This is a genomic window from Streptomyces sp. UC4497 (assembly GCF_054871485.1).
In genome coordinates this window covers 138,684-152,122 of record NZ_JBTYHB010000020.1, presented here as the reverse complement: position 1 = coordinate 152,122, position 13,439 = coordinate 138,684, and the positions used below count along the sequence as shown (strand labels likewise).

Sequence of the window (13,439 nt, the reverse complement as noted above, 5' to 3'; positions counted from 1 at the left end):
GCGGCCCCCCGCCCCCCGGCTCGCCGCCCCCCCCCGGGGCCGGGGGGCCCCGGCCCCGGGGGGGGGGGGGGGGGTTGGGGTGGGGGGGGGGGGGGGCCCCCCCCGCCCGGGGGGGGGGGCCCGGGGGGGGGGGGGCCCCCCGGGCGGGGGGGGGGGGGGGGGGGGGGCCCTCCCCGCCCTCTCGCACGTCGTGCCCGTGTCAGTTGGCTCCGGCCAGCTTCACCGCGTACTCGCCCCACCATTCGCCCGCCTTCGGGCCGCCCTTGCAGGTGCCGTCGGACTCGCCGGGGCGTTTGACCCACAGGTAGGCCTTCACCTGGGGGTCGCCGGTCTTGGTGGTCGGCGTCTCGCCGAGGGCGCGGCCCGGCGGGTTGCACCAGCGCTCGTCCGCGTCGCCGCCCGTGTACGGCCCGTTGCCGTTGCGGCTCGTGTCGACCACGAACGGCTTGTTCCCGACCTTCGCCGAGAGCTCCTTGCCGTACTTGACCGACTCCTCGGTGGTGTAGAAGTTCGACACGTTGACCGAGAAGCCGTCGGCCTGGTCGATGCCCGACCACTTCAGCGGCTCGTAGATCTGGTCCGGCTTGCCCCAGCCCGCGTTGCCCGCGTCGAGGTAGACCTTCGTGTCCTTAAGGGACTTGAACTTCGCGATGGCGCCGTTGAGCAGGTCGTAGCGCTCCTCGTGGAACTGCTCCGGCGTGCAGTTGTCCACCATGTGCTGCACCGCGTCGGGCTCCAGGATCACCGTCGCGGGACGGTCCCCGATGCCCGCGGCGACCTGGTCGATGAACTCCCGGTACGCATTGCCGTCCGCCGCGCCGCCGCCCGAGTACTGGCCGCAGTCACGGTGCGGGATGTTGTAGACGACCAGCAGCGCGTCCCGGTCCGCCTTCTGGGCGGCCTCGGTGTAGCCGCGCGCCTGCTCCGTCGCGTTCTCCGGCAACAGCCACTCCCCGCTGGGCTGTTCGGCGATCTTGCGGACCTTCGCGGCCTCGTCGTCCTTGCCGTCCTTCGCGAGAGCCGCGGCCGCCTTCGCCGCCTTGCTGTCGGGGTTCACCCAGAACGGGTCGGCGCCCTTGGGCTGCTGCTTCACCGGCCCCGTCGACCCGTCCCCCTCGTTGTTGTCCCCGCCGCCGGATGAACAGGCCGTAACGAGCAGCGCCGCCCCCACGGCAACCGCTCCAGCCCTCAGTTTCCGGTACATCCACTCCCCCTTGGGTGCACTGTCTGGCTCTCAATCCTGGCATACGCCCCTGTCGTGCCACGAGCGCGTACGCCGCTTGTCAAGGACCTGTTACAGCGTCCGCGGCTCGGGTAGGCGCGTCCAGTAACACTCCGATGCGCGGGGTGAAAGGGGGCGTGACTTGTCCAGTGAGACGAGTGAACTGCGCCTGGCAGTTGCCCTTCTGGAGTACGCGGAGATCTTCCGCGACACCTTTGACCCGCCGCGCTATCTGCGCCGCCTGACCGACCACTGCGTGGATCTGCTCGGCGCCCTGGGCGCGGGCGTGCTCCTCGCCCGGCCGTACAGCCCCACTCCGGCCAGCCACTGGCGTGAACATCCCGAGGTCGTACGGGAGTTGGTGGCGCCGGACAGTCCGGTGGGCCCGGCGCACGACACCCTGCGCACCGGCCGGGCGGTGGCCCCCGTGAACCTGGGATCCGTGACGAGCACGGCGCGCTGGCCCGCGTTCACGGCGATCGCGCGGCGCCGCGGCATCGCCTGCGCCTACGCGGTTCCGCTGCGCGGGGCCGAGGACCTGGAGGGGGCGCTCGCCGTCTTCCAGACGGAAGAGGCGGCGCGCGAGGGCGAGTTCGCGATCGCGCAGGTGCTCGCCGACGCGGCCACCACCGGGCTGCACAACCACCGTGCGCACGCCCGCTACCAGGATCTGACCGAGCAGTTGGGCGTGGCGCTCGGCAGCCGGGTGCGGATCGAGCAGGCGAAGGGCATGCTCGCCGAGCGCTGGGCGACCGCTCCGGACGCCGCGTTCACGGCGCTGCGGCGGTACGCGCGCTCGAACCGGCTGCCGCTCGACCAGGTCGCGTGCTCGGTGATCAGCCGCACCCTGCCCGACGACCGGGTGCGGCCCGACCCGGCGTGAACCCTCGGCCACACTCTGTGCCGATCCATCCAACCGCTCTAGGGTTGGTGATGAGTGGCCCCAGTCCTCGGCCGGTTTGAACCGACGGACCATCAAAGCCTCCCGTGCCGAGGCCGGGCCCTCCCGCAGCCCGCCGCCCGCGCGGTCGAGGACCGGTCCGGCCGGCGGTTCCCGGGGGAGTGGGCTGCCGGCCGGACCAGGTTGCTCGCGCCCTCAACCCGCCTTCTGGGGAGCGCTGTTCACGTCCGACAGATACGCGGACACGACGACGTTCGCCGAGTACGTGCCCGAGGCCTTGTCGAAGTTGCCGCCGCAGGTGATCAGGCGGAGCTCCGCGCGCTCGGAGCGGTGCGGCCCGTACGCCTTGGCCGGGTCGAAGTTCTCGCGGGAGAACACCCGGACGTCGTCGACGGTGAACTCGGCGACGGAGCCGTCGGCCCGCGTCACCCGCACCGTGTCGCCGGGCTCGGCCTCGCTGAGGTGGTAGAAGACGGCGGGCCTGCTCTCGGTGTCGACGTGCCCGACGAACAGCGCGGTGCCGCGCTCCCCCGGCCGCACCCCGTCGCCGTACCAGCCGACGACGCCGGCCCGCGCGTACGGCGGCGGGTCGATGGCGCCGCCCGCGTCCAGGCCGCGGGCCACGACGGGTGCCTGGACGCGCAGTGCCGCGATGTCGACGCGCCGCGGGTCCGCGCCCGCGACCGGCTCGTGGGCGGCCGGCAGGCGGACGTCAGAGGGGCGGCCGACGGCGGCCGCGTCCCCGGTCGTCGGCGAGGACAGGTTCAGATCGGTGGCGCCGTGGCCCCACAGCCACAGGCCGAGCAGCAGCACCACCCAGGCGACTCCCGTAAGAAGCCGCCCGGCGCCTTGCGACCGGTCACTCATGGCGGGCTCAGTGCCTCGACGACGAACCGGGTGACCTGCGGCGGCGCGTGCTGCGGACGGCCACGGCGACGGCGGCGATCGCGGCGAGTCCCAGGCCGATGAGGGCGTGCCGGGTGCCGGGGCCCTCGCTGGGGGCGGCCGACGGGGCCCGGTGGACGGCGAGCGCCTGCCGCTCGGCGGTGCCGCCGCCACCCGCGTGCACGAGGGCGGTCGGGGACGGGGAGGGCGTGGCGCCCGCGGCGGATCCGTCGAGGACCCGGAGGGTGCCGGTGACCTTGCCTTCGACTCCGTCGCAGGTCACCGAGACCGGGTAGGCGTCGGGCGCCGCGGAGGACTTCACGCGGGCTTCGGCGAACAGGGTGGGGTCGTCGGCGGAGGGCGCGAGCCGGGCCGGGGACACGAAGGCCGCGGAACTGGCGCTGCCCGCGGCGCCGTCGCAGCCGGTCACCCGCAGGTCGACCTCGGTGCCCGCGGGCGCGGCCTGCGGGGTGACGGTGATCGCCGCGCCGCCGTCGGCCGCCTGGGCCGCGGTGGCCGGTGCGGTCACCAGGACGGCCGCCCCCGCGACACCGACAGCAAGCAGTCCTGTACGCATCGTGAACCTCCTCTAGGCAGAGTCACGCTTCGGGCCGCGTTCCGCATCCCGAGAGGCTCCCGCGGCACGTCACACCTGTAGAGACGGGTGAATACGATGGCAGCAGTCAGTCGATCCTGAGCCGAGGAGTCCGCACACATGGCAGAGCCCAAGCCCATCCAATCGTGGCTGACCGACATGGACGGGGTCCTCATGCACGAGGGGGTGCCGATCCCGGGCGCGGACGCGTTCATCAAGAAGCTGCGGGACTCCGGCAAGCCGTTCCTCGTCCTGACGAACAATTCCATGTACACGGCCCGTGACCTGCACGCCCGCCTGAACCGGATCGGCCTGGAGGTCCCGGTCGAGAACATCTGGACCTCCGCCCTCGCGACCGCCCGCTTCGTCGACAGCCAGCGGCCGAACGGCACGGCGTACGTGATCGGCGAGGCCGGTCTGACGACGGCGCTGCACGAGGAGGGGTACATCCTCAGCGACTCGGACCCCGACTTCGTGATCCTCGGCGAGACCCGTACGTACTCGTTCGAGGCGCTCACCAAGGCGATCCGGCTGATCAACGGCGGGGCCCGGTTCATCGCCACCAACCCCGACAACACCGGCCCCTCCACGGAGGGCGTGCTGCCCGCGACGGGCTCGGTGGCGGCGCTGATCACCAAGGCGACCGGCAAGGACCCGTACTTCGTCGGGAAGCCGAATCCGCTGATGATGCGGACCGGGCTCAACGCCATCGGGGCGCACTCGGAGTCCAGCGCCATGATCGGCGACCGGATGGACACGGACGTGCTGGCGGGACTGGAGGCCGGGATGACGACGTATCTCGTCCTCACCGGGCTCACCAGCACCTCGGACATCGACCGCTTCCCGTTCCGGCCGACCAAGGTGGTCGACTCGATCGCGGACCTCGTCGACCTGGTCTGATCCGCCGGATTCCGTACGGCGGCCGGTCCGGCTGCGAGTCAGCTGCCGGTCGCCGTCTTCCAGTCGTCCACGTACGTCTGGAGGTTCTTGGCGACGTCGTTCCAGTCCGGCTCGAAGATCTGCACGCCATCCATGATCTTGGCGAGTTCGACGGCGTTGTCGTCGGTGGCCTTCACGTCGGCGCGCGGTGAGAAGCCACCGCCGATGGAGCTGACCTCCTTCTGCTGCTTCGCGTCGAGCATGAAGTCGAGCAGCTTCTTGCCGTTGGCGGTGTGCGGGGCGTTCTTCACGAGGCCGCCCGCGTACGGCAGGGCGAAGGAGGTCGGCTTGCCACCGGCCTTCTTCGGGAACCAGATGCCGAGGTTCGGCATGTCCTTGGACTGGGCGTAGTTCATCTGCACGTCCCCGTTGGCGACGAGGAGTTCGCCCTTGTCGACCTTGGGCGAGAGCTTGCCGGTGGAGGCGGACGGGCCGACGTTGTTGGCCTGGAGCTTCTTCAGGTAGGCCATGGCCTGTTCCTTGCCGCCGAAGTCGTGCATGGCCTTGACCAGCAGGGCGGTGCCGTCGCCCGCGATGCCGGGCGTCGAGTACTGGAGCTTGTTCTTGTACTTCGCGTCGAGGAGCTGCTCCCAGGTGGTGGGCGGGGTCTTCAGCTCCTTCGTGTTGTGGACGAAGCCGAAGTAGTTGTTCACGACGGACGTCCAGGTGCCGTTCGCCGCCTTGTCTGCGCCGTCGACCTGGCCGGAGCCCTTGGGCGCGTACTTCGCCAACAGGCCCTTGCTGTCGGCCTGTTGAATGAACGGCGGCAGCGTGACAAGGACGTCGGCCTGGGTGTTGACCTTCTCGCGGACGGCGCGCTGCACCATCTCGCCGGAGCCGCCCTCCACGTAGTTGACCTTGATGCCGGTCTTCTTGGTGAAGTCCTTGAAGACCTTGTCGTACCAGCCGTCGCCGTTCTCGCCCTTGAGGCCGTCGGCGCTGTAGACGGTGACGACCTTGTCGTCGGAGGCGGCGGAGCTGCCGCCGCAGCCGGTCAGGGTCGCGGCGAGGGCGAGAGCGCCGGTGGCGGCGACGACGGTGGTGAGCGTGTTCTTGCGCATGGCGTGGTGAACTCCCGTATCAAGTCAGGGTTTTTCAGCGGTACGAGGCCTTGGTGCGGATCCGCGAGACGGCCAGCAGGACGAGCAGCGTGGCGGCCATCAGCACCACCGCGATCGCGGAGCCGGTGAAGAGGGAGCCGCGGTCGGTGGTCGCGTAGATCTGCACCGGGAGCGGCATCCAGTCCGGCGGGTAGAGCATCATCGTGGCGCTCAACTCACCCATGGACAGGGCGAAGCAGAGGCCCGCGGCGGCGTTCAGGGAGGGCAGGAGCAGCGGCAGCTTCACCTTCCACAGGACGTACGCGGGGCGGGCGCCGAGGGAGGCCGCGGCCTGTTCGTAGACCGGGTCGAGGCGCTGGAGGGCGGCCGAGACGGACTGGTAGGCGAACGCCGTGACCAGGATCGTGTGGGCGATGATCACGATCCAGCGGGTGCCGTTGAGCAGCATCGGCGGCCGGCTGAACGCCACGAGGACGGCGAGGCCGACGACCACGGACGGCACGGCGACCGGCAGCATGAACAGGGCGTCCAACACGCGGCGCCCGCGCTTCTTCAGCGCGGCGGCGGCGAGCGCGGCCCACCCGCCGACGACCAGCGCGAGCACGCTCGCGGTGACGGCCGTGACCAGGCTGGTGGTGAGGGCGGTGAGCGAGTCGCCGCTGGTGGCGGCCTCGTAGTGGCCGCCGGTGAAGCCGGAGGGCAGGGCGCCGGACCAGTTCGTGGCGAAGGACGCGGCGAGGACGACGAGCAGCGGAAGGGCGAACAGGGGCAGGAAGAGGACGAAGAAGAAGGCCCAGGACGCCCACTTGCCGGCCTTGCTATGTACGAGCACGGCGGCTCACCACCCGGTACAGGCCGTAAAGGCTCACGGACACAAGGACGTTGACGACCGCGACGACACATGCGCCCGGATAGTCGGACTCGAGGATCGCCTTGCTGTAGACGAGCGTCGGCAGCGTCGTGACGCCCTTGGCGCCGGTGAAGAGGACGATCCCGAACTCGTTGAGGCACAGGACGAGGACGAGGCTGCCGCCGGCCGCGAGCGCGGGCAGCGCCTCCGGCAGGATCACCTGCCGCACGATCCGGGCGGGCCGCGCCCCGAGCGACGCGGCGACCTCCAGCTGCGCCGTGTCGACCTGTGAGAACGCGGCGAGCAGCGGGCGCATCACGAACGGCGTGAAGTAGGTGATCTCCGCGAGCAGCACGCCCCACGGCGTGGCCAGGAACTGGAAGGGCCCGGTGGCGGCGCCCGTCGCGTCCGTCCACAGCCCGTTGGCCATGCCCACCTGCCCGTACACGAAGAGCAGCGCGAGCGTGATCAGGAAGGAGGGGAAGGACAGGAACACGTCGATGAAGCGGGCGACGGCCTTGGCGCCGGGGAACGGCACGAACGCGACTATCAGCGCGAGCGCGAAGCCGAGGACGAGACAGCCGGCCGTGGACCCGACGGCGAGCCACACCGTTGTACCGAGCGCCTCACGGAACGCGGACGACGCGAAGACGTCGGCGTACGGCTCAAGGGAGGTGCCGCCGGTGTCGGGGGTGAGCGACTGCTGGACGACGAGGAAGAGCGGGTAGAGGAAGACGACGGCGAGGGCGGCGACGGGCGGCAGGGCCCATATCCAACCGACGCTCTTCTTACGGGACTTGGTGGCGCCCTGACGAGGCGCGGCGAGCGTGGCGCTAGCCATCCTTGCCCACCTCCGCGGCGAGCAATATGCCGTCCTCCGGCGCGAAGTGCACGGTGACCTGCTCCCCCAGCGCCGGCGGCTCGCGCAGTTCGCGCAGGTCGGCCTTGACGCGGTGGCCGTCGATGTCGACGTAGAGGCGGTGGGTCGAGCCGCGCCACTGGACCTCGGAGACCTTCCCCGTAAGGGAGTTGGGTCCTTCGCCGAGGCCGACGAGGTGCGGGCGGACGCAGAGCGTGGCGGTGGATCCCGCCGCCACCTCGTCCCGCGTCGGGACCTTCAGTTCGGTCGAACCGAAGGAGACGGTTCCCGTGCCGACCTGTACGGGGAGCAGGTTGGCGTTGCCGACGAAGGAGGCGGTGAACTCGGTTCGGGGCCGCCGGTACAGGTCCTGCGGGGTGCCGACGTCCTGGAGGCGGGCCTTGTCCATGACGGCGATCCGGTCGGCGAGGGTGAGCGCCTCGACCTGGTCGTGCGTGACGTACAGGATCGAGACGTCGGGCAACTCGCGGTGCAGCCTGGCCAGTTCCGCGAGCATCCCGGAGCGGAGCGTCGCGTCGAGCGCGGACAGCGGCTCGTCGAGCAGCAACACACCGGGCCGGACGGCGAGGGCGCGCGCGATGGCGACGCGCTGCTGCTGACCGCCGGAGAGTTCGCGCGGGTAGCGCTTGGCGTAGGCGGCCATGCCGGTCAGTTCGAGGGCTTCGGCGACGCGGGCCGGGATCTCGCCCTTCGGCACCTTCTGCGCCCGCATCCCGAAGGCCACGTTGTCCTCGACGCGCAGGTGCGGGAAGAGCGCGTACTGCTGCACGACCATGCCGATGCCGCGCCGGTGCGGCGGCAGGTCGGTGACGTCGCGCCCGCCGAGGAACACCCTCCCGGACGCGGGTCGCACGAACCCGGCGACGGCGCGCAGCGCGGTGGTCTTCCCCGAGCCCGAGGGGCCGAGGAGGGCCATCACCTCGCCGGGCTCCACGGTCAGGTCGAGGGAGTCGAGAACGGTGGTGCCGCCGTACGCGACCGACACCCGGTCGAACCGGATGCCGCTCAGCTTCTGGTCGATGTCTCTCACGGCGGCCACGCTCGTGGCGGCGGGTGTCCCGCGCGGAGCGGCGCGGCAACGGGACGGTGAACGGGCACCCAAGCTTGGACCAGACCCGTTATCTTCCTGTTATGCGGACGGGGTGTGGAAGGCCAACTCGCTCTAGGAGGAGGCTGGTTGCCAGCCGTCCGCTCCCAAACGGGCGGTGAACGAGAAGCGGTCCCCGCGGTAAAGCGTCCGCACCCGCTCCGTGGCCCGGCGCCCGGTGTCGTACGAGATCCGGTGGATGAGCAGCATCGGGAGCGCGGGCGGGGTGCCGATGAGCAGGGCCTCGCGCGGGGTCGCGAGCACCGTCTCGATGCGCTCGTCGGCCGAGCCGAACTCGATGCCGAGGCGGTCGTGGACGTAGGAGTAGAACGAGGAGTCGGGGTCGAACTCGGCGTCCAGGCGCGGCACGCGGGACACGGGCACGTAGGTCGACTCCAGGCCGATGCGCTCGTCGTCGGCAAGCAGGACGCGCTCCATGTGCCAGACGGGTTCGCCGCGTTCGAGGCCGATCTCGGCGGCGAGCGCGGGCGGGCACGGGAAGCGTTCGAGGCCGATGAGGGTGCGTCCGGGGCGTCGGCCCTGCCTGCGCACCCCTTCCGTGTACGAGGCGAGGGAGAGCGGCTGCGCCAGCTTCGGGCCCGCGACGACGGTGCCCCTGCCGTGCCGTCGCAGCCGCCCTTCGAGCAGCAGCTCGCGCAGCGCCTGCCGCACGGTCTCGCGCGCGACCTCGTAGCGCAGGGCGAGTTCACGCTCGGCGGGGAGGGTCTCACCTTCGGTCAACTCGTCGACGAGCGCGGCGATTTGGGCCTTCACGGCGTAGTACTTCGGGATGCGTCCGTGCTCGGGGATGCCGTCGCGCACGGGGGCGCCGGGGGCCTGGTCGTTCGGGTAGTCCACGCGGGGATGGTCGCAGATGGGGGTGAACAGGTGTCTGAGGCCTGTCTTCCTCGCGTCTGCCTTACGCCCCTTGGGCCCGGCCGCCGCGCTTGTTCGGCTGGGGCGGCGGCCGGGCCGGTGGTGGGCCGGGGCTCAGCGTCCGCCGACGCGGAGCCGCCGGGCTCCCACCACGAGGGTCGTGCCGGCGAGGAGGAGGGTGCCGGCCGCGACCCCCAGTCCGAGCAGGGCGCGTGGGCCCGTACGGGCGAGTTCGTCCGCGAGGGGCGGGCTGCCCGCGGCCTCTTCGATGGTGAACGGGTAGTCGTCCGACTCGCCCACCCAGTCGCCGTCGTCGTCCTTGCGCCGGACGAGCGCGGCGGTGGCGACGACCCGGTCGGGGCGGGTGTCGTCGGCGAACGCGAGGCGGACGTCGACGGTGACCGTGTCGCCAGCGCCGACCGAGAAGCCGGGGAAGCCGTCGAAGACGCCGATGTTCTCGTCCCGGCCGGTCCGCTCGACCGCCACCGGGCGCCAGCGGCCCGCGTCGCGGAACTCCAGCGTGATGCGCTTCGGCGTCAGTTTCCGCGCCTCGTCGACCAGTACGAGGACGGGGTGGAGGTCGGCGCAGCGGGTGGCGGTGGTGTTGGTCAGGTCGAGCGAGAAGTGCCGGGGGGCGTCGCCGGGGTGGTAGGTGGCGGGGCCCTCGTCGATACGGGTGTCGATCGGGAAGTCGCCGCGCTTGTCGGCGGCGCAGGCCCTGGTGCCGGTGTCGGCGGCCGCCTCGTGGGTGGGGCCGAGGGCGGTGAGGGCGAAGGTGGCCATGGCGGTGGCGGCGAGGGCGAGCGGGCGGCGCGGTCGCATGAAGGCCCTTCACTGGTCGCGGAGTTGACGACAGTCGTGGGCCAGAACCTTGCCAGTGCCGTCCGGCGGGGTTCGGGTTCTGGGGTTGCGGCACGCGGGGGATTCGCCCGATCGGCCCAGCGGGACGACGTGTTGACGGCACCGTGGTTGCGCCTGCCCGCGGGGCCCACGGGGCTTGATTTACCGGAACCGTCGTTACGGCCTCGGGGCTCCGCCCCGGACCCCGCGCCTCAAACGCCGGCGGGGCTTGAATTGCCGAACCGGCGTTACGGCCCGCGCAAGCCGTCGCCGACGTTGGCCCTGCTGCCCCTTCCCTCCCGCCTATCTCCCACCCACCCGCCCCCTCCAGGGGCGTCGGCCTCACGGGGTGCCGCCGACCACGGCTCCCCACCCGGTGCGGTCAGCCGCCACCGCCTTGGGCAATCTGCCGCCTGGGGCGGCAGGGTGGGCAAGGCGGCACCCCGGTGCCGGCCGCACCCGCGTCAGGCCCCGGCCACGGAACCGTTACGACGGAGCCGCTCGCCCGAAGAGAGGGGCCAGGATCATGTGGGCCGCGCCCTCCACCGCTTGGGTGTCGCCCCCGGGAGCCGCCCGAACGGGTATCGCCGGGCCGCCGCCCTCACGACGGGCGCGGGCCGCGACGACCCGCTCCACCCCACGTACGAAACGCTTCTCGTGCGCTGCTACCGTCCGCCCCCCAAGCACCACCGCGTCGATGTCGAGCAGGCTCACCAGATTCGCCGCCCCCTCCCCCAGCACCCGCGCCGCCTCGTCCAACCCCCCGTCCCCGCCGGAGGCAACCGCCGCGAGGCAGAGCGCCTCGATGCACCCCCGGTTGCCGCAACCGCACCGCGGACCGTCCAGCTGGATCACCTGGTGACCGAACTCGCCCGCCCCGGTGCGCGCACCACGGTAGAGCGCGCCGTCGAGGACGAGCCCGGCACCCAGTCCCGTACCGAGGTGGAGGTAGGCGAACGAGCGCTCCCCCTCACCCTCAAGGGCCAGCCCGAGCGCCGCCGCGTTCGTGTCCTTGTCCACGACGACCGGCAGACCGAGCCGCTCGGCGAGCGCGTCGCGCAGCGGGAAGCCGTCCCACTGCGGGAACCCGGTGACCCGGTGCAGCACCCCGTCGGTGTGGTCGAGCGGCCCCGGCACGGCGACGCCGACGCCGAGGACCGTCTGGCCCCCGTCCGCTTCGAGCAGCGCGTCGACCTCACAGGCGGCCGCCGCGAGCACCGCGTCGGAGCCCGCACCGAGGTCGAGGGAGGCACGCCGCGCCGCGACGACCGCGCCGGACAGATCGGTGAGTACGGTGCGCAGCTCGTCGCGGTCCAGGTGCAGACCGACCGCGTGCGCGGCGCCCGCGAGCAGCCGGAGGACGGTGCGCGGCTTGCCCCCGGTGGAGGCCCGGCGGCCGGCCTCGACGGCGAGACCGTCCCCCCGGAGCCGCGCCGTGATCTTGCTGACGGCCTGCGGGGTGAGCCCCGTGCGCTCGGCGAGCTCCAGACGGCTTATCCCGGCCTCCCCTGCCGTACGCAGCAGATCGAGCACGAGCGCGGCGTTGTGCCCGCGCAGGGCGCTCAGGTTCGCGCCCACCGTGGCCGCCATGGTCCTCCTCACGTGCCTGTTCATCACGTCCATTGTCCCCCGCGCTTGCACTTTGGCAACACCGTTGCTTAAGTGGAACGCATGGATCGTATGGCAGGTACGGAAGGTATGGAAGGTACGGAAGGTATGGAACCCATGACCGGTACGAGTGCTCCCCTGCGCGTGGGCCTGGTCGGCTACGGCCTGGCGGGCTCCGTCTTCCACGCCCCGCTGATCGCCGCCACCGAGGGCCTGACCCTGGACACGGTCGTCACCTCGAACCCCGAGCGACAGGCCCAGGCGCGCGCCGAGCACGGTGAGGGGCTGCGCTTCGTCGCGTCCCCGGACGACCTGTGGGAGCACGCGGACGAGCTCGACCTGATCGTCATCGCGTCGCCGAACAAGACGCATGTGCCGCTCGCGAAGGCCGCCATCGCCGCGGGCCTCCCGGTCGTCGTGGACAAGCCGGTCGCGGGCACCGCCGCCGAGGCCCGCGAGCTCGCGGAGCTGGCCGAGAAGCAGGGCGTCCTGCTGTCGGTCTTCCAGAACCGCCGTTGGGACAACGACTTCCTGACCCTCCAAAAGCTGCTCGCGGACGGCGAGTTGGGCGACATCTGGCGCTTCGAGTCGCGCTTCGAGCGCTGGCGCCCGCAGCCCAAGGGCGGCTGGCGCGAGTCCGGCAACCCGGAGGAGATCGGCGGCCTCCTGTACGACCTCGGCAGCCATGTCGTCGACCAGGCCCTGGTCCTGTTCGGCCCGGCCGTCTCCGTCTACGCCGAGTCGGACGTGCGCCGTCCCGGCGCCGAGGCCGACGACGACACGTTCATCGCGATCACCCACGCGAACGGGGTGCGCTCGCACCTGTACGTCTCCGCCACCACCGCCCAACTCGGCCCGCGCTTCCGCGTATTGGGCTCGCAGGCCGGTTACGTGAAGTACGGCCTGGACCCGCAGGAAGCGGCCCTCCGTGACGGCAAGCGCCCGACGGCCGGTGAGCCGTGGGGTGTCGAGGGCGAGTCGCTGTGGGGCCGCGTCGGCTCCGGCGAATCCCCGCTGACCGGTGGCGGCCGCCCGCTCGCGACGGTCGACGGCGACTACCCCGCGTACTACGCCGCCGTCGCCGCGGCACTGCGCGACGGCACCCCGAACCCGGTGCCCGCCACGCAGGCCGCCGACGCGCTCGACGTCCTGGAGGCGGCCCGCGTCTCCGCACGCGACGGAGTGACGGTGACCCTCTGATGAGCACTCAGAACGCGAACCCCGAAAACGCCCCGCAGATCCCCGAGTTGGAGGAGCAGGAGCGCCGCCTCGTCCTGGACTCCTTCACGTACGACGACGCCTGGGCCCTCGGGAACCTGCTCGTGGACCTCGCACGCGAGCGGCAGGCGCCGGTCGCGATCGACATCACGCGCGGCGGCCAGCAGCTGTTCCACGCGGCGCTGCCGGGCTCGGCCCCGGACAACGACGCGTGGATCGCCCGCAAGCGCCGCGTCGTGGAGCGCTATCACGCCTCGTCCTACCTGGTCGGCAGCCGCTTCCGGGCCAAGGGCACGACGTTCGAGGACGCCTCGCGCCTCGACCCGGACACGTACGCGGCCCACGGCGGCGCCTTCCCGATCTCCGTACGGGGAGCGGGAGTTGTGGGCGCCGTGGTGGTATCGGGCCTCCCGCAGATCGAGGACCACAAGCTGGTGGTTGCGGCGCTGGAGCGGTTCATGGGCTAGTGCGGCGTGA

14 protein-coding genes are annotated in these 13,439 nt (G+C 72.0%); 4 read left to right on the top strand and 10 right to left on the bottom strand.

Annotated elements, in window-relative coordinates; all coding sequences use genetic code 11:
• Positions 1-199: 199 nt before the first annotated feature.
• Positions 200-1,204, bottom strand: coding sequence for a glycoside hydrolase family 6 protein (locus tag ACYSUO_RS26195; protein ID WP_461778682.1), 1,005 nt, complete (start codon positions 1,202-1,204; stop codon positions 200-202).
• A gap of 160 nt (positions 1,205-1,364) precedes the next feature.
• Here ACYSUO_RS26195 and ACYSUO_RS26190 point away from each other — a divergent pair, with 160 nt between their 5' ends.
• Positions 1,365-2,105 carry a GAF and ANTAR domain-containing protein gene (locus ACYSUO_RS26190; protein ID WP_461778681.1) on the top strand — a complete coding sequence of 247 codons (741 nt, stop codon included), beginning with the start codon at positions 1,365-1,367 and terminating at the stop codon, positions 2,103-2,105.
• 213 nt (positions 2,106-2,318) lie between these two features.
• Here ACYSUO_RS26190 and ACYSUO_RS26185 read toward each other — a convergent pair whose 3' ends face one another.
• Entirely contained in the window at positions 2,319-2,990 is a 672-nt protein-coding gene (locus ACYSUO_RS26185) for a class F sortase (RefSeq protein ID WP_461778680.1), read from the bottom strand.
• A gap of 7 nt (positions 2,991-2,997) precedes the next feature.
• On the bottom strand, positions 2,998-3,585 hold the full coding sequence (locus ACYSUO_RS26180) for a hypothetical protein (protein ID WP_461778679.1): 588 nt from the start codon (positions 3,583-3,585) through the stop codon (positions 2,998-3,000).
• Positions 3,586-3,723: 138 nt separating this feature from the next.
• On the opposite strand from ACYSUO_RS26180, the gene ACYSUO_RS26175 reads away from it, so the two are divergent.
• Positions 3,724-4,503: an HAD-IIA family hydrolase gene (locus ACYSUO_RS26175; RefSeq protein ID WP_266710698.1), complete on the top strand. Its 780-nt coding sequence runs from the start codon at positions 3,724-3,726 to the stop codon at positions 4,501-4,503.
• Positions 4,504-4,541: 38 nt separating this feature from the next.
• On the opposite strand, the gene ACYSUO_RS26170 is transcribed toward ACYSUO_RS26175, so the two are convergent.
• From ACYSUO_RS26170 to ACYSUO_RS26140, 7 genes are all read right to left on the bottom strand, one after another.
• On the bottom strand, positions 4,542-5,603 hold the full coding sequence (locus ACYSUO_RS26170) for a 2-aminoethylphosphonate ABC transporter substrate-binding protein (RefSeq protein ID WP_461778678.1): 1,062 nt from the start codon (positions 5,601-5,603) through the stop codon (positions 4,542-4,544).
• A 34-nt stretch (positions 5,604-5,637) separates the two neighbouring features.
• Positions 5,638-6,435: an ABC transporter permease gene (locus tag ACYSUO_RS26165; protein WP_461778677.1), complete on the bottom strand. Its 798-nt coding sequence runs from the start codon at positions 6,433-6,435 to the stop codon at positions 5,638-5,640.
• Entirely contained in the window at positions 6,422-7,294 is an 873-nt protein-coding gene (locus ACYSUO_RS26160) for a 2-aminoethylphosphonate ABC transporter permease subunit (protein ID WP_461778676.1), read from the bottom strand. Before ACYSUO_RS26160 ends, ACYSUO_RS26165 begins: the two co-directional genes overlap by 14 nt.
• Positions 7,287-8,354, bottom strand: coding sequence for an ABC transporter ATP-binding protein (locus tag ACYSUO_RS26155; protein WP_461778688.1), 1,068 nt, complete (start codon positions 8,352-8,354; stop codon positions 7,287-7,289). The genes ACYSUO_RS26160 and ACYSUO_RS26155 overlap by 8 nt, the downstream gene beginning before the upstream one ends.
• A gap of 141 nt (positions 8,355-8,495) precedes the next feature.
• Entirely contained in the window at positions 8,496-9,278 is a 783-nt protein-coding gene (locus ACYSUO_RS26150; RefSeq protein ID WP_461778675.1) for a GntR family transcriptional regulator, read from the bottom strand.
• A gap of 132 nt (positions 9,279-9,410) precedes the next feature.
• Entirely contained in the window at positions 9,411-10,118 is a 708-nt protein-coding gene (locus ACYSUO_RS26145; protein ID WP_461778674.1) for a hypothetical protein, read from the bottom strand.
• Between the two features lie 504 nt (positions 10,119-10,622).
• On the bottom strand, positions 10,623-11,750 hold the full coding sequence (locus ACYSUO_RS26140) for an ROK family transcriptional regulator (RefSeq protein ID WP_461778673.1): 1,128 nt from the start codon (positions 11,748-11,750) through the stop codon (positions 10,623-10,625).
• Positions 11,751-11,861: 111 nt separating this feature from the next.
• Here ACYSUO_RS26140 and ACYSUO_RS26135 point away from each other — a divergent pair, with 111 nt between their 5' ends.
• Positions 11,862-12,944 (top strand): Gfo/Idh/MocA family protein, encoded by a 1,083-nt coding sequence (locus ACYSUO_RS26135; protein ID WP_461778672.1) that lies wholly within the window; start codon positions 11,862-11,864, stop codon positions 12,942-12,944.
• A complete protein-coding gene (locus tag ACYSUO_RS26130) occupies positions 12,944-13,429 on the top strand; it encodes a heme-degrading domain-containing protein (RefSeq protein ID WP_461778671.1) in 486 nt (161 codons plus the stop codon). The genes ACYSUO_RS26135 and ACYSUO_RS26130 overlap by 1 nt, the downstream gene beginning before the upstream one ends.
• Positions 13,430-13,439: the final 10 nt, after the last annotated feature.

Bases quoted from the DNA above. Each gene is read 5' to 3' on its own strand.
- ACYSUO_RS26195 (WP_461778682.1), bottom strand. From the start codon at position 1,204: ATGTACCGGAAACTGAGGGCTGGAGCGGTTGCCGTGGGGGCGGCGCTG.
- ACYSUO_RS26185 (WP_461778680.1), bottom strand. From the start codon at position 2,990: ATGAGTGACCGGTCGCAAGGCGCCGGGCGGCTTCTTACGGGAGTCGCC.
- ACYSUO_RS26180 (WP_461778679.1), bottom strand. From the start codon at position 3,585: ATGCGTACAGGACTGCTTGCTGTCGGTGTCGCGGGGGCGGCCGTCCTG.
- ACYSUO_RS26175 (WP_266710698.1), top strand. From the start codon at position 3,724: ATGGCAGAGCCCAAGCCCATCCAATCGTGGCTGACCGACATGGACGGG.
- ACYSUO_RS26170 (WP_461778678.1), bottom strand. From the start codon at position 5,603: ATGCGCAAGAACACGCTCACCACCGTCGTCGCCGCCACCGGCGCTCTC.
- ACYSUO_RS26160 (WP_461778676.1), bottom strand. From the start codon at position 7,294: ATGGCTAGCGCCACGCTCGCCGCGCCTCGTCAGGGCGCCACCAAGTCC.
- ACYSUO_RS26145 (WP_461778674.1), bottom strand. From the start codon at position 10,118: ATGCGACCGCGCCGCCCGCTCGCCCTCGCCGCCACCGCCATGGCCACC.
- ACYSUO_RS26140 (WP_461778673.1), bottom strand. From the start codon at position 11,750: ATGAACAGGCACGTGAGGAGGACCATGGCGGCCACGGTGGGCGCGAAC.
- ACYSUO_RS26135 (WP_461778672.1), top strand. From the start codon at position 11,862: ATGACCGGTACGAGTGCTCCCCTGCGCGTGGGCCTGGTCGGCTACGGC.
- ACYSUO_RS26130 (WP_461778671.1), top strand. From the start codon at position 12,944: ATGAGCACTCAGAACGCGAACCCCGAAAACGCCCCGCAGATCCCCGAG.